Source organism: Rheinheimera metallidurans, from assembly GCF_036983985.1.
GTDB classification, from domain to species: Bacteria; Pseudomonadota; Gammaproteobacteria; order Enterobacterales; family Alteromonadaceae; genus Alishewanella; species Alishewanella metallidurans.
Map to the genome: position 1 here is coordinate 400,447 of NZ_JALAHQ010000001.1, position 26,838 is coordinate 427,284.

At 44.4% G+C, this 26,838-nt stretch carries 19 protein-coding genes; 15 read left to right on the plus strand and 4 right to left on the minus strand.

Annotated features, from left to right (window positions below):
* Nucleotides 1-27: 27 nt before the first annotated feature.
* Entirely contained in the window at nt 28-909 is an 882-nt protein-coding gene (gene nadK / locus MN199_RS01915) for an NAD(+) kinase (protein ID WP_132581807.1), read from the minus strand.
* 127 nt (nt 910-1,036) lie between these two features.
* Here nadK and hrcA point away from each other — a divergent pair, with 127 nt between their 5' ends.
* The 5 genes from hrcA (at nt 1,037) to MN199_RS01940 (ending at nt 9,692) form a co-directional block, all read left to right on the plus strand.
* The gene (hrcA, locus tag MN199_RS01920; protein WP_132581809.1) at nt 1,037-2,068 is read left to right on the plus strand and encodes a heat-inducible transcriptional repressor HrcA; all 1,032 of its coding nucleotides are present in this window, start codon (nt 1,037-1,039) and stop codon (nt 2,066-2,068) included.
* A gap of 30 nt (nt 2,069-2,098) precedes the next feature.
* Nucleotides 2,099-2,662, plus strand: a complete 564-nt coding sequence (gene grpE, locus MN199_RS01925; RefSeq protein ID WP_132581811.1) for a nucleotide exchange factor GrpE — start codon at nt 2,099-2,101, stop codon at nt 2,660-2,662.
* 144 nt (nt 2,663-2,806) lie between these two features.
* Nucleotides 2,807-5,542 (plus strand): FAD-binding and (Fe-S)-binding domain-containing protein, encoded by a 2,736-nt coding sequence (locus tag MN199_RS01930; protein WP_335738251.1) that lies wholly within the window; start codon nt 2,807-2,809, stop codon nt 5,540-5,542.
* 111 nt (nt 5,543-5,653) lie between these two features.
* Nucleotides 5,654-8,056: a PAS domain-containing protein gene (locus tag MN199_RS01935; RefSeq protein ID WP_335738252.1), complete on the plus strand. Its 2,403-nt coding sequence runs from the start codon at nt 5,654-5,656 to the stop codon at nt 8,054-8,056.
* Nucleotides 8,040-9,692 carry a diguanylate cyclase gene (locus MN199_RS01940; RefSeq protein WP_335738253.1) on the plus strand — a complete coding sequence of 551 codons (1,653 nt, stop codon included), beginning with the start codon at nt 8,040-8,042 and terminating at the stop codon, nt 9,690-9,692. The genes MN199_RS01935 and MN199_RS01940 overlap by 17 nt, the downstream gene beginning before the upstream one ends.
* A 19-nt stretch (nt 9,693-9,711) precedes the next feature.
* On the opposite strand, the gene luxS is transcribed toward MN199_RS01940, so the two are convergent.
* On the minus strand, nt 9,712-10,221 hold the full coding sequence (luxS, locus tag MN199_RS01945) for an S-ribosylhomocysteine lyase (protein WP_335738254.1): 510 nt from the start codon (nt 10,219-10,221) through the stop codon (nt 9,712-9,714).
* 226 nt (nt 10,222-10,447) lie between these two features.
* On the opposite strand from luxS, the gene dnaK reads away from it, so the two are divergent.
* The 3 genes from dnaK (at nt 10,448) to MN199_RS01960 (ending at nt 14,467) form a co-directional block, all read left to right on the plus strand.
* Nucleotides 10,448-12,355 (plus strand): molecular chaperone DnaK, encoded by a 1,908-nt coding sequence (gene dnaK / locus MN199_RS01950; RefSeq protein ID WP_335738255.1) that lies wholly within the window; start codon nt 10,448-10,450, stop codon nt 12,353-12,355.
* A 65-nt stretch (nt 12,356-12,420) separates the two neighbouring features.
* Nucleotides 12,421-13,563 (plus strand): molecular chaperone DnaJ, encoded by a 1,143-nt coding sequence (gene dnaJ / locus MN199_RS01955; RefSeq protein ID WP_132581823.1) that lies wholly within the window; start codon nt 12,421-12,423, stop codon nt 13,561-13,563.
* A 103-nt stretch (nt 13,564-13,666) separates the two neighbouring features.
* Nucleotides 13,667-14,467 (plus strand): M48 family metallopeptidase, encoded by an 801-nt coding sequence (locus MN199_RS01960; RefSeq protein WP_335738256.1) that lies wholly within the window; start codon nt 13,667-13,669, stop codon nt 14,465-14,467.
* Nucleotides 14,468-14,549: 82 nt separating this feature from the next.
* Here MN199_RS01960 and MN199_RS01965 read toward each other — a convergent pair whose 3' ends face one another.
* Nucleotides 14,550-15,869, minus strand: coding sequence for a Na+/H+ antiporter NhaC family protein (locus MN199_RS01965; RefSeq protein WP_335738257.1), 1,320 nt, complete (start codon nt 15,867-15,869; stop codon nt 14,550-14,552).
* 164 nt (nt 15,870-16,033) lie between these two features.
* On the opposite strand from MN199_RS01965, the gene MN199_RS01970 reads away from it, so the two are divergent.
* The 7 genes from MN199_RS01970 to greA all read left to right on the plus strand — a co-directional run bounded on the left by MN199_RS01970 (nt 16,034) and on the right by greA (nt 26,456).
* Nucleotides 16,034-17,905: an MFS transporter gene (locus tag MN199_RS01970; protein WP_335738258.1), complete on the plus strand. Its 1,872-nt coding sequence runs from the start codon at nt 16,034-16,036 to the stop codon at nt 17,903-17,905.
* Nucleotides 17,906-18,191: 286 nt separating this feature from the next.
* Nucleotides 18,192-19,205, plus strand: coding sequence for an SGNH/GDSL hydrolase family protein (locus tag MN199_RS01975; protein WP_335738259.1), 1,014 nt, complete (start codon nt 18,192-18,194; stop codon nt 19,203-19,205).
* Between the two features lie 125 nt (nt 19,206-19,330).
* Entirely contained in the window at nt 19,331-20,485 is a 1,155-nt protein-coding gene (locus MN199_RS01980) for an iron-containing alcohol dehydrogenase (RefSeq protein ID WP_132581833.1), read from the plus strand.
* A 110-nt stretch (nt 20,486-20,595) separates the two neighbouring features.
* On the plus strand, nt 20,596-21,405 hold the full coding sequence (gene dapB / locus MN199_RS01985) for a 4-hydroxy-tetrahydrodipicolinate reductase (protein ID WP_335738676.1): 810 nt from the start codon (nt 20,596-20,598) through the stop codon (nt 21,403-21,405).
* A gap of 195 nt (nt 21,406-21,600) precedes the next feature.
* Complete coding sequence (gene carA / locus MN199_RS01990; protein ID WP_335738260.1) at nt 21,601-22,731, plus strand: glutamine-hydrolyzing carbamoyl-phosphate synthase small subunit; 1,131 nt, start codon at nt 21,601-21,603, stop codon at nt 22,729-22,731.
* A 30-nt stretch (nt 22,732-22,761) separates the two neighbouring features.
* Nucleotides 22,762-25,983 (plus strand): carbamoyl-phosphate synthase large subunit, encoded by a 3,222-nt coding sequence (carB, locus tag MN199_RS01995; RefSeq protein ID WP_335738261.1) that lies wholly within the window; start codon nt 22,762-22,764, stop codon nt 25,981-25,983.
* Nucleotides 25,980-26,456 carry a transcription elongation factor GreA gene (gene greA / locus MN199_RS02000; RefSeq protein WP_132581839.1) on the plus strand — a complete coding sequence of 159 codons (477 nt, stop codon included), beginning with the start codon at nt 25,980-25,982 and terminating at the stop codon, nt 26,454-26,456. Before carB ends, greA begins: the two co-directional genes overlap by 4 nt.
* A gap of 55 nt (nt 26,457-26,511) precedes the next feature.
* Here the strand turns inward: greA and yhbY are convergent, their stop codons facing one another.
* Nucleotides 26,512-26,808, minus strand: a complete 297-nt coding sequence (gene yhbY / locus MN199_RS02005) for a ribosome assembly RNA-binding protein YhbY (RefSeq protein ID WP_132581841.1) — start codon at nt 26,806-26,808, stop codon at nt 26,512-26,514.
* Between the last annotated feature and the right edge of the window lie 30 nt (nt 26,809-26,838).

Consider the following 26,838-nt stretch of genomic DNA (forward strand, 5'->3'; position numbering starts at 1 on the left):
GTAATTTACGCGCTGGCAAGTGAGGAGTTAATAAAGTTTGCTGCCCCAACCAAGTTTGTTACGTAGCACGTGAAAGTAGCTGTAACCCGGCGGGTGCACTAGCCTAAGTGGCGTGGGGTATTTGCGAATATAAATATCATCACCGGGCATAACGGCCAGAATAACATGGCTGTCGCAGCTTATTTGTAAATGAGCATCATTGGTACTGGCAACCTTAAGCCGAATTTCACTGCTGCCTGATACCACTAATGGCCTGCTGCTTAGTGTATGGGGGAACATTGGCACTAAGGTTACCGCGTCTAAATCCGGGGTAAGGATAGGGCCGCCACCAGATAAAGAATAAGCCGTAGAGCCGGTTGGTGTGCTAATAATTAAACCGTCAGAGCGCTGACTATAAACAAAGTCGTCGTTAATATAGGCTTCAAATTCAATCATGTGTGCCACCTTGTCGGCGTGCAACACTGCTTCGTTTACTGCGCTGTTACTGCTTTTGATTACGCCATGGCGATGCACTGATATTTCTAGCAGGTTACGCTTTTCGGTTACAAAGTTACCTGCCAGCACTTCGCTTAGCGGTTGTTCAAAATTTTCGGGAGCGAGATCAGTTAAAAAGCCTAAATTACCTCGGTTAACACCCAGCACGGATACATCAAACCGCGCGAGCACTCTGGCTGCGCCTAGCATATTGCCGTCGCCACCGACCACGATTGCCAAATCACATTTTTCGCCAAGCGCCACTAAATCTAATACATCGACATTGGGAATGGTTAGCGATTCTGCTACGCGCTCTTCAACATACACCTTTAAGCCTTGCTGCTGTAAAAAGGTATACAGTGCCATTAGGGTGTTGTTAGCACCCGCGTGGTGGGGTTTGCCAATTAGGCCGACGGTGTTAAAGGCGTGTTGCATAGTGGTGTCCTTTCAATGCGTTATCGCAGTATAACGGCAGCAAGCGTAACAGACTAGCGGTGAATGTCGCTTGAATTATAAGCCGATGCCCCCATATCAAAACTCAGTAAAGCAGTGAGAGCGGTAAATGACGTTAACCCTTAGTAGGCCTGAGCTAATTTTAAAGTTGATCGTAGAGCAGTATCTGTTAGACGGCCAGCCAGTGTCATCTAAGTTATTGGCAGATAATACTCAACTAGCAGTGAGCTCGGCTACGGTTCGAAATACTATGATGGCACTTGAGCAGCAGGGCTTAATTCGCTCGCCACATACTTCGGCAGGGCGAATTCCTACCTCTGCCGGTATTCGATTATTTATCGACAAAATGTTGCAACTGCAACCTTTAACTAGCTTTTGGAACAATGAGCTTCAGCGCAAATTAGTGCCGCAGTTGCCGGTATCGTTGCTATGTCAACAGGCGGGGCAACTGTTAACTAACTTAACTGGGTTTGTCGCTATTGTTAGTGCACCAAAGGCCGATGGTCGTATTGTGCGGCAAATTGATTTAGTGCGTCTTGCAGCCGATAGATTATTATTAGTTGTAATAGATGAAGACGGTGATATTTTGCACCGTGTGTTGCACTGTGAAATGGCAATTGATAACAGTACATTAAGTAAAGTATTGTGTTTGCTTAATGCGGCATTAGGTGGTGGCGGCCAGTGGCAGGATGGCATTGAGCGGCTCGGCACTATAATGCGTAGCGAAACCGCGTTGTGTCAGCAGTTATTACAAAAAGTGCTGGGGCAACTAAGTTTAGATGAGTTACAGCAACATCAGCCGTTAGTTTATGGCCAACATCAGTTATTATTGACGCCAGAATACCAGCAAAATTCTGCTTTGCAGCAGGTTATGCAAATGCTAGAGCGGCCAGATGGTTTAATGCAGTTGTTAGATACCGTGACACATGATGACCAGCCCAAATTGTTATTGGGTAAAGAGTCAGGTTTTGTTGAGCTAAGTAATGTTAGCGTTATTGTGCGGCGCTATCAAACTCAGCCAAAACGCTTGATTGCGTTATTAGGCCCAAGGCGAATGAATTACGCCCGTTTAATTCCATTAGTTGACGCTTGTGCTCGCCAGTTAAATTTAAACTTGAATCGGCGCCAAGCATCCCCATAATACATCTACTTAATTTGGGAGTAGTAATGCATGACTGAGCAACAACAGCCAAACGAAAATACCACTGAGCAAGCAAACGAGCACGCCGACACTGTAGAGTTATCAGGTGAGCAGGCTGTTATAGCCAAACTTGAAGCCGAGTTAGCCGATGCCAAAGCGCAGTTAACTGAGCAGCAAGATCTGATGTTGCGTATTAAAGCTGAATCAGAAAACGTGCGTCGCCGCGCCAGTATGGACGTAGAAAAGGCGCATAAATTTGCGCTAGAAAAATTTGCCGGTGAGCTATTATCCGTAGCCGATAATTTAGAGCGGGCGTTAGAATTTATTAACCGTGAAGACGAAGCGGTAAGAGGTTTAGCTGAAGGTGTTGATTTAACACTAAAAGGTTTCTTAGATACCATCGCTAAATTTGGTGTTAACCAAGTTAGCCCGTTAGGTCAGCCGTTTAACCCTGACTTACACGAAGCTATGAGTATTCAGCCATCGGCAGACGTGGCGCCAAATACCGTTACCTTTGTTATGCAAAAAGGCTATGAGTTAAATGGTCGCTTGTTACGTCCGGCTATGGTTGGTGTTTCTAAAGCTCCCGAATAGGCTGCGGTGTCACCACTAATATTTTGATAAAACCGGCATCTTGCCGGTTTTTTTATGTTAAAACTAACGTATTACTATACCGTGTAAAAAGTGGCTGATAGCGTGCTTAAGCGACAATATATACAACAAATTCCAGAGGTTTGTATGCCACCGCAGTTTATTCGGGCTGTAAAACAACTTATTCCAGCAGAACGCTACTTTGACGATCCGATCGCGACACTAGCCTTTGGTACTGATGCCAGTTTTTATCGTTTAATACCTAAATTAGTGCTACGCATTGAAAGCGAGTCTGAAGTTGTCGCGCTGTTAAAGCTTGCTAATCAATATCAGGTTGCTATTACTTTTCGTGCCGCAGGCACCAGCTTATCCGGCCAAGCGGTAACCGATTCGGTGTTGTTGGTGCTAGGTGAAAACTGGCAACAGCGCGAAGTGCGCGGTTTAGGTGAGCAAATTCGTTTACAACCCGGAGTTATAGGTGCGCAGGCCAATAGTGCGCTTAGCAAATTTCAGCGCAAAATTGGCCCAGATCCCGCATCAATCAACAGCTGTAAAGTTGGCGGTATTGTTGCTAATAATGCCAGCGGTATGTGCTGCGGCACGGCGCAAAATAGTTTTAATACTATCGCGGCAATGCGCATAGTGCTGTTTGACGGCACGGTTTTGGATACCGAAGATGCGCTCAGCGTGACTGCATTTAAGCAAAGCCATGCCCAGCTATTAAATGATTTGGCATTGCTAGGCGCACAAACTCGCGCTAACACAGTACTGCGTGAAAAAATTCAACATAAATATCGATTAAAAAACACCACGGGCTTTTCATTAAATGCGCTAACAGAGTTTAGCGACCCGATAGATATTTTAATTCATTTAATGGTGGGTTCTGAGGGCTGCCTTGGTTTTATTAGTGCCGTTACCTATAACACCGTGCCGGATTATCCGCATAAAGCCAGCGCTTTACTGGTATTTGAGTCAGTAGAAAGTTGTTGTCAGGCGGTTAGGATCTTAAAAACGGCTAAGGTGTCAGCGGTTGAATTGCTAGATAGGCGCAGCCTACGCTCAGTTGAACACAAAGAGGGTATGCCAAGCTGGGTGAAAATCTTATCTGCGAATGCGTGCGCTTTGCTAATTGAAACCACCGCAGCTAGTGCTAGCTTATTGCAACAACAGTTAGCTCAATTAAATATAGTAATTCAACAGTTTACACTAGAGCAGCAAGTAAGCTTTAGTACAGATCCGGCAGTATATAACCAGTTGTGGGCTATTCGTAAAGGTACCTTTCCTGCGGTTGGTGCGGTGCGCAAAACGGGCACTACGGTAATTATTGAAGATGTGACCTTTCCACTAGAAAAACTGGCCGAAGGCGTGTCTAGGCTGCAGCAATTATTTGATAAATATTATTACACTGAAGCGATTATTTTTGGTCATGCTTTAGAAGGTAATTTGCATTTTGTTTTTACTCAGGGGTTTGACGACAGTACGCAGGTTGCGCGGTATGAAGCCTTTATGCAGGAAGTAACCAGTTTGGTAGCTACTGAGTTTGGCGGCTCGTTAAAAGCTGAGCATGGCACGGGTCGTAATATGGCGCCCTTTGTTGAACTAGAGTGGGGTAGTGACGCTTATCAGCTAATGTGGCAGATAAAGCATTTACTAGACCCGAAACATATTTTAAACCCTGAAGTGGTGTTAAGTCATAATCCTAGGTTGCATTTGCAAAACTTGAAGCCGCTCCCCCCGACGCATTTTTTAGTTGATAAGTGCATAGAGTGTGGTTTTTGTGAACCAGTGTGTCCATCGAAAAAACTTAGCTTAACGCCGCGCCAGCGCATCGTAACGCAGCGTGAAATATCACGTTTAAATCGCAGTGGTGATGACCCTAAACGTTTAGCTGCTTTGCAGCAGGCCTACCAATATCAAGGCAACGATACTTGTGCTGGCTGCGGTATGTGCAGTACTGCATGCCCTGTGGGTATTAATACCGGCGACTTAACCCGACAACTGCGCGCCGCCAATAATCGGCGCTGGCAGGGTACGGCCACTTTTTTAGCTCGGCATTTTGCTAGTGTATCTAGGTTAGCTAAGTTGGGGCTAACGCTAGGTAAGCTATTTAGCCCACTACTGCCATTTTGGCACTCGGCTATGCCGCAGGCTAACTATGCTAAATTACGCACTCGCGATAATGGCTTACAGCCCGTTATTTACCTTGCGGGTTGCTCTGGCCGGGTAATGGCGCCACAAGCAAACAGCAAAGATAGCCGCAGCCTATTGCAGGTTAGTGCCGATTTATTAGCTAAAGCGGGTTATCAGCTTATTGTACCTGAGGGCATTAATAGTCAGTGCTGTGGTATGCCGTTTCAGTCGAAAGGTCAGTTTGCTGCAGCTAGCCAAAAACAGCTGCAACTAGAGCAGTGGCTGTTGCAAGCAACCAATAACGGTGAGTTACTGGTGTTTTCGGATACCAGCCCATGCAGTTTAACGCTTAAAGGTAAGTTAGATGGTCGGTTACAAATTATTGATAGTGTTGATTTTTTATTAAGCAAGGTGTTGCCTAAGCTTAATGTTACACCGCTTAACGACGCGGTTGCACTGCATGTTAGCTGTAGTGCAAGCCAGTTGGGACAGCAGGATGCGCTGCAAGCGTTACTTAGTGCCTGTAGTAATAATATTGTCGTGCCAGAGGGTATTAGTTGTTGTGGCTTTGCGGGCGATAAAGGTTTTAACTTACCTAAGCTTAACGCATCGGCATTATCTGGCTTAAAAGCGCAAGTCCAGCAGTGCGCGCAAGGCGTATCAACTAGCCGTACCTGCGAAATTGGTTTATCACACCATAGCGGTGTCGAGTATCAGCATATTGTGTATTTGCTTGATAAATGCAGTAGTTAAGTATATTTACTGCAATATTTTAGCTAAGGTTAAAGCTATATTGGGTTACTTGTCCCAGTATTGTTGATTGCAATTACTTATCGCAACTATTTAGTGCAACTTAGGAGTCGCATGCAACCGCCGCTAACACCCAAGAATGAAAGTGATCGCCTTGAGGCACTTTATGCGACAGGTTTGCTTGATACACCAAGTGAGTTACGTTTTGATCGCTTAACCCAACTGGTTCAGCTGTGTCTAGGCAGCGACATTGTTTTAGTGTCGTTAATAGATACAGCACGGCAATGGTTTAAATCAAAGCAGGGCGTAGCCGTTTGTGAAACGCATCGCGATATTTCTTTTTGCGGCCATGCGGTGCTTGCAGACGATATTTTTGAAGTTACTGATGCCAGTCTTGATCTGCGCTTTACCGATAATCCGCTAGTAACCGATGCGCCCTTTATTCGCTTTTATGCCGGTGCACCACTTACTGTGCAAGGTGAACGTATTGGCACACTATGTATTATCGATGCTAAGCCACGCCAGCTAAATGCCAAAGAGCGCCAAATTTTACGTAAGTTTGCAGATGCGGTAGAGCAAGAAATTATCGACCGCCAACAAGAGCATGCCGATGTTGCGCTAAACGCCAGTCGCGATCAATTTGAAAGTTTAGTGGCTAACATACCCGGAATTACTTATCGCTGTGACGCCGATGAACATTGGACTATGCGCTACATGAGTAGCAGCATTGACCCGTTATCGGGTTATCCAGCCAGTGACTTTATTGCTAACTCGGTGCGCAGCTATAGCAGTGTCATACACCCCGATGACACGGCACGTTTAGAAAAGGCAGTAGCCGACGCGGTGTTGCACCGGCACGGTTGGATACTACAGTATCGAGTGATACACAAAGATGGCCGTGTGATATGGGTAGAAGAGCGCGGTAAAGCTGGCTATGACAGCAATAACAACGTGCGCTATCTAGATGGTTTTATTCTGGATATCAGTGAAGAGAAAAATCTAAAACATCAACTTATTACGTTAACTTCACAGTTGCCGGGCGCGGTGTATCAGTACCAACAGTGGCCAGATGGTCGGGGCGCGTTTCCTTACGCTAGCGCGGCTATTAGGTCTATTTATGGCCTTACACCAGCGCAAGTTAAAGATGATGCCAGTGTTGTCTTTAGTAAAATTTGTAGCGAAGATTTGCCTGCATTAGCCCACAGTATAGAACGGTCGCGCCAGCAGTTAACGGTTTGGCAGTGTGAATATCGGGTACGTCGCGACGATGGAGCAATAGCTTGGATACTAGGTAAGGCAAACCCAGAGCGAATGCTTGATGGCAGTACACTCTGGCACGGCTATATTCAGGATATCACAGAAACAAAACAGCACTATTTACAGTTAGAGCAAGTGAATCAGCAGCTACACTTGGCGCAGCAGCGCTTAGATACCGCGAGTGAAAACGCGCTAATTGGCTTTTGGCAGGAGTCCTTAACTCACGATGAAGTGTGGTGGTCGCCTATTATTTACCATATTTTAGGTTTTGAGCAGGCCAATACCGTACCTAGCGTGGCATTATTAAGAAGTGTAGTGCACCCGGATGATCGTCAGCTTGTAGCCGAAAGTGACAACGCAGCCTTAGAAACGGGTACGCAAGATGTAGTGCATCGTATTATTCGTTCTGATGGCAGTATTCGTTGGGTGCATGAATTAGCACGGGTGCTGACGAATGCGGATAACGAAGAGCAGTTTCTAATTGGCTCAGTGCAAGACGTAACTGAGCGCATGCAGCTACAGCAGCTGAAGAATGAGTTTATTTCTACGGTAAGCCATGAGCTAAGAACACCTCTTACTTCGATTAAAGGGGCGCTAAGCCTGTTGAATTCAGGCACACTTGGCCAGTTGCCAGACACTATTACCCGCTTAATTAATGTCGCCTACAGCAATAGTGAGCGCTTATCTCAGCTTATTAACGATCTGCTGGATATAGAAAAACTTGCAGCGGGTAAAATGAACTTTGAGCTGCAAACCGTCAGTCTTTTTGCTGAGCTAGAACATACGGTAATGAATTTACAGCCTTATGCTCATCAGTTTACTGTGCAGTTGCGTTTAGAGCCTATCGCGTCGGCAATACAAATTACGGTTGATACCTCACGCTTGCAGCAAATACTGACTAACCTGGTATCTAATGCTATAAAGTTTTCGGCTAAAGATGCAGTGGTAACATTAAACGCCACGCCGACAACAGACTCTGTGCGCATTGACATTACAGACACCGGGGTTGGTATTGCGCCAGAGTTTCATGCTCGGGTGTTTGAGCGCTTTGCGCAAGCAGATAGCTCTAATAACCGCCAAACAGGTGGTACCGGTTTGGGTTTGGCCATTTGCAAAGAATTAGTCGAAAAAATGGGTGGGCAAATAGGTTTTGATTCGGTTTATGGTGAAGGCTCAACCTTTTATATTATTTTGCCATTGAATAAGCAAAACAATACTAGCAACCAGCTAAGTCGTGTAAATAATGAAAACATCAAATAGCAATAAAGCGGATATCTCGCAGGCTTTTAATAGTGTAAGGCAACGCTTTGCCGAGGGTTTACCGCAACGAGCTGCAGCAATGTTGGCGACCGTGCAGCAAAAATCTAGTGACGCAATGTTGCGTGAGATTATTGCTGAGTCGCATAAATTATCAGGTGCCTGTGGCACCTTTGGCTATGCTTTGCTAGGTGCCATGGCAAGGCAAATTGAACAGCTTGCCCAAGCAATAAAAGCAAAAGCGGAGCAAGAGCAGGAGCAAGCAATACCCGAGCTGATTCATTTAGTGCAAGAATTTGATATTGAAGCGGCACAAGTTACGGCTGCAATATTGCAGAACACCGCGTCGTCAGAACAGCTGTCGGTCACTAAAAATAGTATTTGGTTGTTATTAGATAACGTTGCACTAACTGATGAAATTACCGAGCAGTTACACGGCTTTGGTATGCAAGTTGAGTTTTTTACCAATTTTACCAGCTGTGTTAAACGTTTAACTAAGGATACGCCACTTATTTTGTTTTCTGCGGTCACCTTAGCCAATGGCGAGTCATTGTTCGAGCAAAAGTTACTGTTAAATATGCTGGTAAAGCAACAAGTTCGTTTAATGGTGCTCGCTAAGACTGATAGTTTTGCCACACGTATTCAAGCTGCACAATTACGAGCAGAAGCCTTCTTTTGCTTGCCTTTAGATGTACCTGAAATAATTACGCAAATTAGTGAGTTACTCGATTACAGCATTACTAATGCTGGCCGAGTGTTTATTGTTGATGACGATAAATTGCTGGCCGAACATCACGCTTTAGTATTGGCCGAAATAGGCATAGAAACGCGAATAAATGCCAATGTTGAGCACATTATTGAAGAGATTATGAGTTTTCAGCCTGACCTAATCTTGATGGATATGTACATGCCAGATTACTCAGGCGCAGAAATTGCTGGTTTGTTGCGGCAGTATCGTAGTTTAAAGCGTTTGCCGATTGTGTTTCTATCGTCAGAAATGAATAAGGCACTGCAAATTCGTGCTATGTCGCACGGCGCAGATGACTTTATTACCAAGCCAATTGACGATATTCAATTAGCGCAAGCTATTAAGGTGCGTTTAGCCCGCAGTTTACAGCTAAAAAACCTGATTGAAAAAGATGGCTTAACCTCGCTGGTAAGGCACGCGGCAATTAAAGATGCAGCAGAAATGGAGTTTTTGCGGGTTGAGCGTACCGGTAAGCCGTTGGGTATTGTCATGCTAGATATTGACCGTTTTAAAACCGTAAATGATACCTATGGCCATGCTACCGGCGATTTAGTTATTGCGTCTTTGGCGACGCTATTACGCAAACGTATTCGTAAAACTGATCGTGCAGGGCGTTACGGCGGTGAAGAGTTTTTATTAGTGTTACCAGATTGCAATACCAAACAAGCAAAATTGCTAACTGAGCAAATTTTAGCGGCGTTTAGTGGGCTCTATTTTAATGCCAAAGATCAGCAATTTAATTGCACATTTTCTGCCGGTGTAGTGTCAAGTGGTGATGATAATTTTGCTAACGCCGCGCAAATGATTGCGGCTGCAGATAAGGCGATGTATCAGGCTAAAGAAAGTGGCCGCAACCGAGTGCTGCACTGGCAGCCGCCAGCAAGTAGCTAAGGCGGCGCCACGATAGCAATTAAAGCTTATTTAAAATTTCTGCTGGTAAAGCCAACTCGTCGTTTTGATTAACACCAACACCGCGGTCTAAGATGTTTTTCGCAATTTGTTTGGCTTCATCTAATGAGTGCATTTGCGCCGTGCCGCACTGGTAAATGTTTAACTCGGGAATATCGTTCTGGCTGGCAACGTGCAATACGTCATCCATCGCCGCTTGCCATGCTTTGGCTACACGTTGCTCGTCTGGTGTGCCAATTAAGCTCATATAAAAACCGGTACGACAGCCCATCGGCGAAATATCAATAATTTCAACATCATTACCGTTTAAATGGTCACGCATAAAGCCAGCAAATAAGTGCTCTAGTGTATGAATACCTTTCTCAGACAGTATTTCTTCATTTGGTACACAAAAGCGTAAATCGAATACGGTAATAGCATCACCTTTAGGCGTATTCATTTTCTTCGCCACTCGCACAGCCGGCGCTTTCATAATGGTATGGTCTACGGTAAAGCTGTCTAATAATGGCATGGTAACAATCCTTAATACGCTTACGTTAATGGCCGCTATTATAGGCAGTTCAAGCGGCATAAGTTAACTGCTTTTGTAATTTAACGCGTTAAACGCAAGCTAAGACCATAGAATTAGGTCTTAAATGAAAAAATTTTATAATAATAACCTTGAATGGATCAGGGCTAATCCCCATTAAGTCTTCAACACAATTTTTAATTGTTCAGATTATAAATGGAGAGCAGTTATGGGCAGAATCATTGGTATTGACTTAGGTACAACTAACTCATGTGTGGCGGTATTAGACGGCGATAAACCTCGCGTATTAGAAAACGCGGAAGGTACTCGCACTACGCCATCTATTATTGCGTATGCTGAAGATGGCGAAGTATTAGTTGGCCAGCCAGCAAAACGTCAGGCAGTTACTAACCCTAAAAATACCTTGTTCGCAATTAAGCGTTTAATTGGTCGTCGTTTTGAAGACGAAGAAGTTCAGCGCGACATTAAAATTATGCCTTACGCAATTGTTAAGGCTGATAATGGTGATGCGTGGGTTGAAGTTAAAGGTAAAAAATTAGCTGCACCACAAATTTCAGCTGAAATTTTGAAGAAAATGAAAAAAACCGCTGAAGACTTTTTAGGTGAAGCGGTAACGGCAGCAGTAATTACTGTTCCGGCCTATTTTAATGATGCGCAGCGCCAAGCAACTAAAGACGCTGGCCGCATTGCAGGCTTAGACGTAAAACGTATTATTAACGAACCAACAGCTGCAGCACTGGCTTATGGTATGGACAAAAAGAAAGGCGACACCAAGATTGCAGTGTATGACTTGGGTGGTGGTACTTTCGATATTTCTATCATTGAAATTGATGACGTAGATGGTGAACAAACGTTTGAAGTATTAGCAACCAACGGTGATACGCACTTAGGTGGTGAAGACTTCGATAACCGTTTAATCAACTACTTAGTAGAAGAATTCAAAAAAGAGCAGGGCATGGACCTGCGCAATGATCCACTCGCAATGCAGCGTTTAAAAGAGTCTGCGGAAAAGGCAAAAATTGAATTGTCTTCAGCTTCGCAAACCGAAGTTAACCTGCCGTACATTACGGCCGATGCCTCAGGCCCTAAACACCTGAATATCAAGGTAACGCGCGCTAAGTTAGAGTCATTGGTTGAAGATTTAGTACAACGCACCATGGAACCGCTAAAACAAGCGTTAAAAGACGCCGGCTTAAGTGTTGGCGAAATTAACGACATTATTTTGGTTGGCGGTCAAACGCGTATGCCAAAAGTACAGGAAGTGGTAACGGCTTTCTTTGGCAAAGAGCCACGTAAAGACGTTAACGCTGATGAAGCGGTAGCCGTTGGTGCTGCGATCCAAGGTGCCGTGTTATCGGGTGATGTTAAAGACGTCTTGTTATTAGACGTTACGCCATTGTCTTTAGGCATTGAAACCATGGGTAGCGTAATGACTGCGCTAATTGAGAAAAATACCACGATTCCTACCAAGAAATCGCAGGTATTCTCAACCGCGGAAGATAATCAGTCTGCCGTAACGATTCACGTGCTGCAGGGTGAGCGTAAGCGGGCTACGGATAACAAATCGTTAGGTCAGTTTAATTTAGAAGGTATTCGTGGCGGTCGTCGTGGCGAACCGCAAATTGAAGTAACCTTTGACTTAGACGCGGATGGTATTTTGCACGTATCGGCTAAAGATAAAGAAACCGGTAAAGAGCAAAAAATCACCATTAAAGCCAACTCTGGTTTGAGCGATGAAGAAATTCAAGCCATGGTACGTGACGCCGAAGTTAACGCTGAAGAAGATAAGAAGTTTGAAGAGTTAGTGCAAACCCGTAACCAAGCTGATGCCATGGTGCATGCTACGCGTAAACAGTTGGACGAAGTGGGTGACAAGCTAGCCGCAAATGATAAAGCTGCAATTGAATCGGCCATTAAAGAGTTAGATGCCGTATTACAAGGTAGCGATAAGGCAGCAATTGATGAGAAATCTCAGGCGCTGATGCAGGCTGCACAAAAATTGATGGAAGCGTCTCAAGCAGGTGCACAACAAGGCGGTGACGATGCAGGCCAACAGGCCGGCGACGATGACGTAGTTGATGCTGAGTTTGAAGAAGTTAAAGACGACAAAAAGTAAGTTAGATCTAAACTAGGCTGCAGTATACTGCAGCCTTTTAAATTAAGAAGCACTGAGCGAGAAGTATGTCCAAGCGTGACTATTATGAAGTATTAGGTGTCGCTAAAGGCGCCGACGATAAAGACATCAAAAAGGCTTATAAACGCCTCGCCATGAAACTTCACCCCGATCGTACTCAGGGTGATAAAGCTCTGGAAGAGAAGTTTAAAGAAGTCCAAGAAGCCTATGAAGTATTATCGGACGAGCAAAAGCGCGCAGCCTATGACCGTCATGGCCATGCCGGTGTCGATCCGAACCGTGGTGCCGGAGGTTTCGGTGGTGGCGCCGGTGGTGGCGATTTCGGTGATATTTTCGGTGATGTGTTCGGCGATATTTTTGGTGGTGGTGGCCGTCGTGGTCAGTCACGCGCTCAACGTGGGTCTGACTTACGCTACAACCTAGAGCTAAGCCTAGAAGAAGCTGTTCGTGGCAAATCGGTAGACATTAAAGTACCTACCATGGTGGGTTGTGATAGTTGTGATGGTTCAGGTGCGAAAAAAGGCACTGCTGCTAAAAGCTGTCCAACATGTCATGGTGCCGGCCAGGTTACTATGCGTCAGGGCTTTTTTGCCGTGCAGCAAACCTGCCCAACCTGTAGTGGCCGCGGTAAAATTATCCCAGAACCTTGTACTAAGTGTCATGGTGATGGTCGGATAGAAAAAACTAAAACGCTGTCAGTTAAAATTCCAGCTGGCGTTGATACCGGTGATCGCATTCGTTTAACCGGCGAAGGCGAAGCTGGTATGCATGGCGCGCCTGCGGGTGACTTGTATGTACAAGTGCATGTTAAAGAGCACCCAATCTTTGTGCGTGAAGGTAATAATTTATATTGTGATGTGCCGCTAAGTTTCACTATTGCCGCATTGGGTGGTGAAATTGAAGTACCAACACTCGATGGCCGATTAAAACTGAAAATTCCTGCCGAAACGCAAACAGAAAAAATGTTCCGTTTACGTGGTAAAGGTGTGCAGTCTGTACGCGGCGGTGGCGTTGGTGATTTAGTGTGTAAGGTGGTTATCGAAACACCGGTAAACCTAAGTGACAAACAAAAAGAGTTGTTACGACAGTTAGATGACAGCATGGCGGGTGATGGTGAGGCAAAACATCGTCCTAAATCGAAAGGTTTCTTTGATGGAGTGAAGAAATTTTTTGATGATCTAACCAGCTAATCTTTGTTAAAGAACCACCTTCGGGTGGTTTTTTACTATTTCATATATACAATAAACGTCAGTTCAGCTTACTAACGCTGTTGTCACAAATAAGGAAGTTTTTATGTTTAAAAAGTTATTTATTACTGCAACCTGTGTTTTAGTCATCGCAGCTTGTGCCCAGTCACCCACTGGCCGTCGGCAAATCATGCTCTTTAATGACACCGAGCTTAGCAAAATGGGCGCGCAAACCTTTGACACTATGAAGGCCGAAACACCCATTGCGAAAGATGTAAAAGTTAATAAGTATGTGCAATGCGTAGCTAATGCCTTGTTGGCGGTAACGCCAGAAAACTTACGGGCAAAAAGCTGGGAAATCGTGGTGTTTGACTCGGAGCAAGTGAACGCCTTCGCCTTACCCGGTGGTAAAATTGGTGTCTACACCGGGCTGCTGAAAGTTGCAGAAAACAAAGATCAGCTAGCTGCTGTCATTGGCCACGAAATAGGTCACGTTATTGCAGGTCATAGTAACGAACGCTTATCAACTAACCAAGCGGTGCAAACGGTACTGTCGTTAGGTGATGCCGGTATGAAAGCTTACGGCGTAAAGTATCAGCAAGAATTAATGACCGCATTTGGTTTAGGCGCACAACTTGGCGTAACGTTACCCTTTAGCCGTGCCCACGAATCGGAGTCAGATATTATCGGCCTAGATTTAATGGCCAAAGCCGGTTTTGAACCACGCCAAGCCGTTAATTTATGGCAAAATATGGCTGCAGTAGGCAGTGGCGGTACGCCAGAGTTTATGTCAACTCACCCTGCACCAGAAACCAGAATTAAAGATTTACGCGACAAATTACCCGAAGCAATGAAAACCTATAACGAACGTAAAGCCGCTGCGTCTTTACCAAAATGTTCATTATAATACTGAGTTTATTAGCGAATATAATGCCCAACATACTCGCAGCGGGCATTATATTGCTATGTAATTTTTCTATCTGCGCTAGTTAAGCCGCCGTACTTTTTCTCAATAGTATGGTAAACATGGCGACAACAAGTAGGATTAAACAGTAGTAACTTTGTGTCACCACTTGCCACGGCGAAATACCAAAACTTGCCCCTAACAATAGCGCCTGTGCACCATAAGGCACCAAACCTTGGCTAATACAGGCAAAAATATCCAATAAGCTGGCGCTGCGACGTGGCGATATCTGGTGTTGCTGCGCGAGTGTTTTAGCAACGTCACCGGTTAGCACGATAGCTACCGTGTTATTGGCAATACACAGGTTACTAATAAAGACTAATGCTGAGATCGCCAGTTGCTGCGCTTTATTACCAGAGAGTTTTAAGCCGTTTGCTGCGTGTTGAATTTTGCTAGCAATCCAGCTTAACCCGCCCTGTTGTTTAATAAATTCACTTAACGCACTGACCAGCATCGCCAAAATGAATATTTCTTGCATGCTGGCAAAGCCACTAGCAATATCTTTACCCAAGTTAGCCAACATATAATCACCCAAAAACGCACCCTGCAACGCAGCCAGAACTATCCCTAGCAGCAATACGACAAATACGTTTAAGCCAAGTACAGCGAGCAACAAAATAGCCGCGTAAGGCAATACTGCACTCCAGTTAATATTCTCTGTTGTTATTACTACGCCGTCACTAGCTAGTACGATATATAGCAGCAGCGTAAGTAACGCCGCTGGCAGTGCTATTTTAATATTTTCGCGAAACTTGTCGGACATTTTTGCGCCCTGAGTGCGGGTGGCGGCAATGGTGGTGTCAGAAATGATAGATAAGTTGTCACCAAACATAGCGCCACTTAGCAATACGCCAGCGACTAAGGCTGGGGCCATATCGGCTTGGTTAGACAAGCCAGTAGCAACCGGCGCTAATGCACCAATGGTACCCATCGATGTACCCATAGCAGTAGAAATAAGCGCAGCTATAACAAATAAGCCTGGCAATAACCACGGTGCCGGTACCAAACTCAAGCCTGCATTTACGGCCGCATCAACACCACCGGTGGCGGCGGCAACGCTAGCAAACGCGCCAGCCAGTAAATAAATGATACACATAGTGATGATATTGCTATTACCTGCGCCTTTAATCATCACATCAATAGATTGCTGCAGTGGTGCCTTATGTAACCAGACTGCCAATATTAATGCCGGAATAATGGCCACGTGGCCGGGTAATTGATAAAAAGCATAGGCCACACCTTGGCTTTGCAAATATAAGCCAGTACCAAGAAAAAGTATGATAAAAAGCAGCAGTGGCAACAAAGAGCGTTTAGCCCCTAGTGTTGCAGTAATATTTTGATTCATAGTGTTACCTTATAAAAACCATCTGGTTCTGGCTACAATGGCGTGCAATATATAGATGGCTAGATGGCCTGTCAATTGTGTCGGCATAATCAGCTACTGGTATAAATTACCTGAGTTGATTATGCTGGCAACTTATTTATTACATTGCTTTTATTGGAGTTCGGATGTCAGCAGGTAAGCTAATTGTTTCTAAGCGTTTTTTGCCTTTTTTTCTTACTCAAGCTAGCGGCGCGTTTAACGACAATGTATTTAAAAATGCGTTAATGCTAATGCTTACCTTTGCCGCAGCAAATGCCTTGCCATGGGACATTGATTTAACCATGAATTTGGCGGCCGGCTTGTTTATTTTGCCGTTTTTACTATTTTCAGCTACCGCAGGCGCTTTAGCTGATGCGGTGTGTAAAACTCGGTTAATTCGTGCATTAAAGTTGCTTGAAATCGGTTTAATGTTATTAGCCGGTGCTGCATTTTACTTTGAACAATATATGTTGTTGCTTGCGCTACTATTTTTAATGGGTAGCCAATCTGCATTTTTTGGTCCCGTTAAGTACGCTATTTTGCCGCAATTACTGACTGAAAAAGAATTATTAGCGGGTAATGCTTGGGTAGAAATGGGTACTTTTATCGCTATATTACTGGGCACGATTACCGGAGGTGTATTGGTTGGCTTGGCTGGTGCGCCAATATGGATCGCGTTAATTGTTATTGCATTTTCTGTGTTGGGTTATCTGATTAGTCGAAAAATACCCTTGGTAGATAAAATGGCTGGTGCTGAGCACTTTCGCTTTGCCCCTTGGCAGCAAACTAAAGCGGCAATTAGCATTAGTTACAGCAACAGAACGCTGTACTTAGCTATTATGGCGATTAGCTGGTTTTGGTTTTTAGGCGCTAGTTATCTAACCCAGTTTCCTAATTTTACTAAAACCATACTCGGTGGTGATAACACCGTTGTGACCGCGCTGCTAGTGGCATTTTCAGTGGGCGTTGGTATAGGATCTATGCTTTGTGAGCGGCTATCTGGCGATAGAGTAGAGTTAGGTTTAGTGCCGATAGGCTCGGTAGGCTTAACGTTGTTTGGTGTTAGTTTATTTTTTAGTAGCCCAGCGCAATTACCCGTAGAGCTATTAAATTTGCAACAGTTTTTAGCAACCGGTTTTGGTTGGAAAGTACTTATCGATCTTATTTTTATTGGTATATCAGGCGGTCTATTTATTGTGCCGCTATATGCATTATTACAGCAGCGCGCAGAACCGCAGCAGCGAGCGCGAGTGATCGCGGCTAATAATATTTTTAATGCCTTGTTTATGGTAGCCAGCGCAATTGCCGGTATTGTCTTTTTAACCGTGTTTAATTTAGCGATACCAGAATACTTTTTAATACTGGCCGTAATGAATGCAGTTATTGCTATTTATGTTTATAGCCAAGTACCAGAGTTTGCCGTGCGCTTTGTTATTTATTTGCTCGGCCATACTATGTACCGCGTGAAAAGTCACGGGCTTGAGCATATCCCAAACGACGGCGCCGCTATACTGGTGGCAAATCACGTAAGCTATGTAGATGCATTGCTGATTGGCGGTGCGGTGCGCCGTCCGGTAAGCTTTGTGATGGAAAAGGCAATTTATGATTTACCTGTTGCCAATTGGTTATTTAAAGCCGCTAGAACCATTCCAATTTGTGCCAAGCAAAAAGATGAGGCGGTGTATGAAGCTGCATTTGCCGCGATTAAACACGAATTAGCGCAAGGTAACTTAGTATGTATTTTTCCGGAAGGACGCTTAACTAAAACCGGAGAAATTGACAGCTTTCGTCCCGGTATCGAGCGTATTGTCGCCGAAACGCCAGTACCCGTTATCCCTATGGCGCTACAAGGCTTGTGGGGCTCATTTTTTAGTCATCATGGTAATGGCGCATTTAAATTTAAAGGTCGATTTTGGTCAAAGGTTAATTTGATAGCTAGCGCTGAAATTCCAGCAGAACAAGCATCGGCAGCAGAGCTGGAACAACAGGTCAAGCGCTTAAGAGGCGCGGGACGTTAAGTGTAACTGTCAGGTTAATTGACATTATGGCTGTACCATCATCTTGTATATGGTATAGCTTTTAAACGGTCTATCGTGTTTATTTTAGATATAGCTGTCCATATATTATACAGTAGTTAAGTTTTGCTGCGGTTATCGCTATGTCGCGGTTGGTGTGTTAGCGCACCAAGCTCAATGTTACCTCTTCTATTTACTATTAATTGTGGTTTTTCATTTGTAGGCATGTAAGTTGCTGTAGCAACGTGCAGGCCTGTCTAGGCCGCTAATAAAAATAAAGGGATAACGAATGAAAACAATACCATCATTTCTCTGGTTGAAGTGTTTTGTGCTCAGTATCAGTTTAACTTTGCTCACTTTACCTGTATCTGCGTCGATAATTTTTTCTGACATTTATATTTTTGGTGATAGCTTGTCTGATACAGGTAACACCAAAGCTACTGTGCCTCTAGGTAGTCTTGGGCCTGTAGCTGCACTGGCTGGTTATGGTCCAAACGGCCGTTTCTCTAATGGTAATGTTTGGCATGAATACCTAGCGAGTGATTTAGCGTTATCTACGACACGCTCTACCTCTGGCGGTAATAATTTCGCTTACGGTGGTGCTCGCATTGATAACACGTCAGGTGTGTCGACAGGCGTATTAAATCAGTATGACCAGTATTTAAACCGTTTGTCAGGTAGCGCTTTTGACGCTGATGCATTGTATATTGCTTGGGCTGGAGGCAATGATATGCGTGATTTAGTGGGTGTGACTAGCCCACTGATGATGGTGACGTCTATTATTGGTAACTTTCAAATGATGCTGACCGACATGATTGCACGAGGGGCAATGACATTGTTGGTGCCCAATTTGCCGGATCTTGGCAGTATTCCTGAGTTTGCTGCAACGGCAGAAAGCTTTTCCGGACATGAAGTAAGCATGTTATGGAATAGCATGCTGGAAGATATGCTAATTAATTTAGCAAAAAATTCCGATGCACAAATTTACATGTTAGATGTACGTAGTATATTTGACGGTATTTTAGCCGATCCTTTATCTGAAGGTTTTAGTAATACTACCGACCAATGTAGATCCGTTACTGGTGGGCTTTTCGCTAGTGAACGTACCTGTGCTAACGTTTCACAATATGTGTTTTGGGATGAAATTCATCCGACCAGCCGGGCTCATGGTATTTTAGGACGTGAAGCCTATGCTTTATTGGCAAGCGGTATTACCGTTTATCAGCAAGTTCCTGAGCCTGCAACCTTAGTATTATTTCTTTTAGGCGTTGGCTACATCGCAAGACGCAAGTGTTTTCATTAAATAGAAAATAGCAAACAGCACGCAAAAATATGCGTGCTGTTTACTTAATTTGTTAACAGATACTTGTTCTAACACTGTGCTGCCCTCATTAACTAAGTTAATTATAAATGCGCACGGAGAGCTTTATGCTCAATTTTTCATTTCAAAACCCAACCCGTATTGTTTTTGGCCAAGCTCAGTTGGCAAAGCTAAGTACCTTAATTCCTACTGGTAGTAAGGTATTGCTGCTATATGGCGGTGGTTCAATTAAAAGTAATGGTGTTTACGATCAAGTAGTTAAAGCCTTATCAGGTTTTGATTGGCAAGAGTTTAGTGGTATAGAGCCTAACCCAAGCTTTGAAACACTAATGCGTGCGGCAGATATTGTGCGCCGTGAAAAAATTGATTTTTTGCTGCCAGTAGGTGGTGGTAGTGTAATTGATGGTAGTAAATTTATTGCCGCAGCGGCGATGTTTCACGGTGACGCTTGGGATATTCTAGCCAATGGTGCTCGCGTAACTTCTGCTGTGCCTTTAGGCTGTGTGCTAACACTACCAGCAACCGGCTCAGAAAGTAACGGTAACTCGGTGGTTACTCGCTATGACACTCAACAGAAGTTGTCGTTTTCAAGCCCTTTAGTTTATCCAAAATTTGCGATTCTTGACCCAAGCGTAACCTTTAGCTTACCGCCTAAACAAGTAGCTAATGGTGTGGTTGATGCTTTTATACACGTGATAGAGCAATATTTAACCTATCCGGTTAATGCGCCAGTGCAAGACCGTTTTGCTGAAGGTTTACTGCAAACTCTTATTGAAGAGGGGCCTAAAGCATTACGCGATCCAGATAACTATGATGTGCGCGCCAATATTATGTGGGCAGCAACGATGGCACTTAATGGTTTGATTGGCCAGGGCGTGCCGCAAGATTGGGCAACGCATATGATAGGTCATGAAATTACTGCAGTGTATGGCTTAGATCATGCACAAACCTTAGCTATTGTGTTGCCAGCGTTACTGCAACAACAACGGCAACAAAAACGCGAGAAACTGCTGCAATATGGTCGTCGCGTATGGCAACTGCAGCATAGCGATGAAGAGCGTTTAATTGATGAAGCCATTAACCACACTCGCGCTTTTTTCGAGCAAATGGGGGTGCCAACACGCTTAGCTGACTACGGTATTACAGCCGATGCGGTGGATATCTTGGTAGCCAAATTAGAGGTTAATGGCATGGTTAAGTTAGGCGAGCATGGCGACATTACGCCAGAGATCACCAAGCAAATTTTGCGCAGCGCAATATAACTACAAGTTAAAGCATTAAAAAATAGCCATTAAGATGGCTATTTTGCTTTCTACTATCGACAGCTTTTGTTTTAATAGCCGCCTTAGTTATTGATGAACAGAGTTTTATGATGCCAACTATCGGAATTTTTGGTGCTAATGGCCGGATGGGGCGTGCGTTAGTTAATGTTGCTCACGAGCAGCAGCTAAAACTTACCGGCGCAACGGTACGTCAAGATTCGCCATTTATTGGGCTTGATGCTGGCGAGCTAGCAGGTTGTGGCAAACTTGGGCTATTACTTAGTGCTGCTAATACTTGCAGCATTAACCAAGCGGATATTTGGCTTGATTTTACAATGCCAGAGCCAATGCTGCAGCATTTAACGTTAGCGGTAGCAGCGCAAAAAGCTATGGTCATCGGCGTGACAGGGTTAACGGATCAGCAATACCAGCAAGTGCAACAAGCCAGCCAGCATATTCCTATTATTTGGGCACCTAATATGAGTGTTGGTGTTAACTTGTTGCTACATTTGGTGCAAACCGCAGCCAAAGTGATGGGGCAAACTGCAGATATAGAAATTATAGAGGCGCATCATCGCTATAAGAAAGATGCGCCCTCTGGTACGGCTATGGCAATAGGTAACAGTATTGCTAAGGTACTAGGACGTGATCTAAATGACGTTGCGGTATATGGGCGTGAAGGTATAACCGGTGAGCGTGAGCAACAGACCATAGGGTTTTCTACTATACGTGCGGGCGACGTTATTGGCGATCATACTGCACTATTTGCAGATTTAGGCGAAAGACTCGAAATAACCCATAAAGCGTCTAGTCGAAACACCTTCGCACAAGGCGCACTGCGTGCTGCGCACTGGTTGCAAAATAAGCAGTCTGGGCTTTATACCATGCAACAAGTGCTAGGTTTAGCTAACTTAAGCTAGTTTTATACCGAGCTTGGGCAACAAAGCAACGCAAGTCGATATTTATAATAAAACAGAAAAATTTATAGCTAATTATCCTGCAATCGCATAGAATAGTCAGGTTTGCCCAAGGCAAATTTGCTATCACATTTTGGGTCAAAACGGGTTGTAAAACAGTTGCGGTTTTTGCCCGTTTTTTGCTGTTTGGAGGTTATTTTGTCTAAGTCCGCCCTGCTCGTACTGGAAGACGGCACCGTATTTCACGGTACAGCCATTGGCGCTAAAGGAGTTTCTGTAGGTGAAGTGGTGTTCAACACTTCGATGACCGGGTATCAAGAAATATTAACAGATCCCTCATACGCAGAACAAATCGTCACTCTTACTTATCCGCATATTGGTAACACCGGCACAAACGCTGAAGATGAAGAATCAAATCAGGTTTGGGCTAAAGGTTTAATAATCAGAGATTTACCACTTCTTTCAAGTAACTTCCGTAATCAACAATCTTTAACCGACTACCTCTCTGCACACAATGTTGTGGGTATTGCTGATATTGACACCCGTAAGCTAACCCGAATTCTGCGCGAAAAAGGCACACAAAACGGCTGTATTATTGCCGGTGATAACCTTGATGCAGCTAAAGCCTTGCAGTTAGCCAAAGATTTTCCTGGTTTGGCTGGTATGGATTTAGCAAAGCAGGTTACAACAAAGCAGCCGTATCCTTGGACTGAAGGGGTTTGGCGTCTGGGTGAAGGTTATAACCAGAATACCTCAGGTGAGTTTCATGTGGTTGCCTACGATTTTGGTGTAAAGCGTAATATTTTACGTTCTTTGGCTGAGCGTGGTTGCCGCTTAACGGTAGTACCTGCGCAAACTTCTGCGGCTGAAGTGCTAGCGATGAAGCCCGATGGGATATTTTTATCAAACGGCCCTGGCGACCCAGCACCTTGCGATTACGCCATTGAAGCGATTAAAACTTTTTTAACTACTGATATACCGATGTTTGGTATCTGTTTAGGCCACCAGTTATTGGCTCTAGCTAGTGGTGCACGCACGCTGAAAATGAAATTTGGTCATCATGGTGCTAACCATCCGGTGCAAATTTTAACTACGAAGCGAGTGATGATTACGGCTCAGAATCACGGTTTTGCGGTAGATGAAACCAGCTTGCCAGAAACCTTGCGCGCTACTCATAAATCGTTATTTGATGGTACTTTGCAAGGCTTAGAGCGCACAGATAAACCTGCGTTTAGTTTTCAAGGACACCCTGAGGCTAGCCCTGGACCGTTTGAAGCCGCTGAGCTATTCGACCATTTTATTGCGCTGATGCGTAAACATTCAGCCTAAGCAAACACGAATTACGGAGACTCAGACGCAATGCCAAAACGTACCGACTTAAAAAGTATTCTTATCTTAGGCGCTGGCCCTATCGTTATCGGTCAAGCTTGTGAGTTTGACTATTCAGGCGCCCAAGCCTGTAAAGCGCTAAGAGAAGAGGGTTATCGAGTTATTTTAGTTAATTCTAACCCAGCTACTATTATGACCGATCCAGAGATGGCTGATGCTACCTATATCGAGCCAATTCATTGGCAAGTAGTAGAGAAAATTATTGAAAAAGAGCGGCCTTGTGCCGTACTGCCCACTATGGGCGGTCAAACCGCACTTAACTGCGCGTTAGACTTGGAACGTCACGGTGTACTGGCTAAGTACAATGTTGAAATGATTGGCGCAACAGCTGATGCTATTGATAAAGCTGAAGATCGTAACCGTTTTGATAAAGCGATGCGTGCTATTGGTTTAGCCTGCCCACGTGCCGGTTTTGCTCATTCAATGGAAGAAGCTTTTGCGGTACTAGAAGACATTGGCTTTCCTTGTATTATTCGTCCGTCATTTACCATGGGTGGCTCAGGCGGTGGTATTGCTTATAACCGCGAAGAATTTGAAGAAATTTGTACTAACGGTTTAGATTTATCGCCGACCAAAGAATTATTGATTGATGAATCACTAATTGGCTGGAAAGAGTATGAGATGGAAGTGGTGCGCGATAAAAACGATAACTGCATTATCGTTTGTTCTATCGAAAACTTCGATCCAATGGGCGTGCATACTGGCGACTCAATTACCGTAGCGCCAGCGCAAACCTTGACCGACAAAGAATATCAGATTATGCGTAGCGCCTCGTTAGCGATACTGCGTGAAATTGGCGTTGAAACGGGTGGCTCAAACGTACAGTTTGGTATTGACCCTAAAGATGGCCGGATGGTAGTTATTGAGATGAACCCACGGGTATCTCGTTCATCTGCATTAGCGTCTAAAGCAACCGGCTTCCCGATTGCCAGAGTAGCGGCAAAGCTGGCGGTGGGTTACACGCTAGATGAACTGGCGAACGATATTACCGGTGGTAAAACACCTGCATCGTTTGAGCCAAGTATCGATTATGTCGTAACGAAAGTGCCACGCTTTAACTTTGAAAAATTTGCTGGTGCTAACGATCGCTTAACCACACAGATGAAATCGGTTGGCGAAGTGATGGCAATTGGTCGTAACCAACAAGAATCATTACAAAAAGCGTTACGTAGCTTAGAAACTGGCATGTCAGGCTTAGATCCTATTATTGATTTAACCAGAACCGATGCCAAAGACATTATTATTCGTGAATTAAAAGAGCCGGGTGCCGATCGTATTTGGTACATCGGTGATGCATTCCGCTTTGGTATGTCAATTGACGATATTTTTGCTCTAACCAACATTGATCCTTGGTTTTTAGTGCAAATTGAAGATTTAATTAAAGAAGAGGCCACCTTAGCCGCTGCGGGCTTTGCTGGTTTAGATAAAGCCGCTATAGCTCGGGTAAAACGGAAAGGTTTCGCCGATAAACGTATTGCCGATGTATTAGGTGTTAGCGAAAACGAAGTGCGTAAAAAACGCCACAGTTTTGCTATTCACCCAGTATACAAACGGGTTGACACCTGTGCCGCTGAATTTGCTTCAGATACCGCTTATATGTACTCCACTTACGATGAAGAATGTGAAGCCGCAACCACTAATCGCGATAAAATCATGATTATTGGCGGTGGACCAAACCGTATCGGTCAAGGTATCGAGTTTGATTACTGTTGTGTGCACGCGGCATTAGCGCTGCGTGAAGATGGTTATGAAACCATTATGATCAACTGTAACCCAGAAACCGTATCAACCGATTATGACACCTCAGATCGCTTGTACTTCGAGCCAATTACTTTAGAAGACGTATTAGAAATAGTGCGTAAAGAGCAGCCCAAAGGTGTGATCGTGCAATACGGCGGCCAAACGCCGCTAAAATTAGCCCGTGCCTTAGAAGCTAACGGCGTGCCAATTATTGGTACTTCGCCTGATGCGATAGACCGTGCTGAAGACCGCGAGCGTTTCCAGCAAGCGGTAGTGCGCTTAGGCTTAAAGCAGCCGAAAAACGCCACCGTTACTAGTGTTGAAGAAGCCTTAAGTAAAGCGGCTGATATTGGTTTTCCAATGGTAGTGCGCCCGTCTTATGTACTAGGTGGTCGCGCCATGGAAATTGTCTATGACGAACCAGATTTACGTCGTTATATGACTGAAGCCGTAAGTGTGTCGAATGACTCTCCGGTACTGTTAGATAACTTCTTAGACGATGCTATTGAAGTCGATGTTGACGCTATTTGTGACGGCACAGAAGTGGTTATTGGCGGCATTATGGAGCATATCGAACAAGCCGGTGTGCATTCTGGCGACTCGGCCTGTTCGTTACCACCGCATTCGTTATCAGCTGAAATACAAGACGTGATGCGCGACCAAGTGCGTAAATTAGCGTTAGAGCTGGGCGTTGTAGGCTTAATGAATACGCAGTTTGCGGTTAAAGATAACGAAGTGTATTTAATCGAAGTTAACCCACGCGCTGCACGTACTGTGCCCTTTGTGTCGAAAGCAACCGGTGTTGCCGTGGCGAAAATCGGTGCGCGTTGTATGGTTGGCCAGTCTTTAGCGTCGCAAGGTGTAACCAAAGAAGTGATCCCACCTTACTACTCAGTTAAAGAAGTGGTTATTCCGTTTAACAAGTTCCCAGGTGTTGACCCTATTCTTGGCCCTGAAATGCGTTCTACTGGCGAAGTAATGGGTGTGGGCGAAACCTTTAGCTCGGCGTTCTCAAAAGGCCAGCTAGGTGCAAGTACTTACATTCCTACTGGAGGTAGAGCCTTGCTTTCGGTACGAGACAGCGATAAAGTGCGCGTAGTTGAATTAGCTAAATTAATGGTAAGCAAAGGTTTTGAGCTTGATGCTACCGGTGGTACAGCTAAAGCATTACAAGCTGCAGGTATCGAATGTCGTACGGTGAACAAAGTATTTGAAGGCCGGCCGCATATTCTCGATAGAATTAAAAACGGTGAATACAGCTATATTGTGAATACTACCGATGGTCGTAAAGCAATAGAAGACTCTAAAGTGATTCGCCGCGGTACGTTGCAGCATAAAGCCAATTACACCACAACCCTAAATGCCGCCTTTGCTACTGTAGAATCCAGTGCAGCCAGTGCATTTGAAAGTGTTGTTTCGGTGCAGGAACTACATAAGAGAGTAAACGGATGAGTCAAATTCCGATGACAGTTCAAGGCGCAGAGCGATTGCGTGCTGAACTGCATGAACTTAAATCGGTTAAACGGCCAATTATTATTCAGGCTATTGCTACCGCACGTGAGCACGGCGACTTGAAAGAGAACGCCGAGTATCACGCTGCGCGTGAGCAGCAAGGGTTTTGCGAAGGGCGGATCCAAGATATTGAAGCCAAGTTATCTAACGCGCAGATTATTGATATCAGTAAGTTAGCTAACACTGGCAAAGTTATTTTTGGCTCTACGGTAACTATTCTGAATCTTGATAGCGAAGAAGAAGTAACCTATCGCATTGTTGGCGACGATGAAGCCGATATTAAAAGCAACTTAATATCGATTAATTCGCCAATAGCACGGGGCTTAATAGGTAAAATGGCTGACGATGTTGCAAACATTACCACACCAAAAGGTGTGGTAGAGTTTGAAATTGTCGCAGTGCAATATATCTAACGAGCTCGGATATTAAAAAAGCGCCTTCAGGCGCTTTTTTAATACTAAATACGGGTTAACCGCGTGGTATATGAATTTTCTTGTGTTCAGACGGGCGGAACAATACCAAGGTTTTACCGATAACTTGTACCTTGTGCGCTTTAGTTTCACGAATGATAGCGTCCATAATTAACACTTTTTCTTCGCGATCTTCAGTAGGTACTTTAATTTTAATTAGCTCATGAAAATTAAGAGCAACTTCTATTTCGGCAATAACACCTTCCGTTAAACCGTTATTACCAAGTAGAATAACTGGCTTAAGTTCGTGCGCTTTGGCTTTTAAAAACTGTTTTTGTTTATTGGTTAAGCTCATAAAATGACTATTTCCGCAGATAACGCTTGA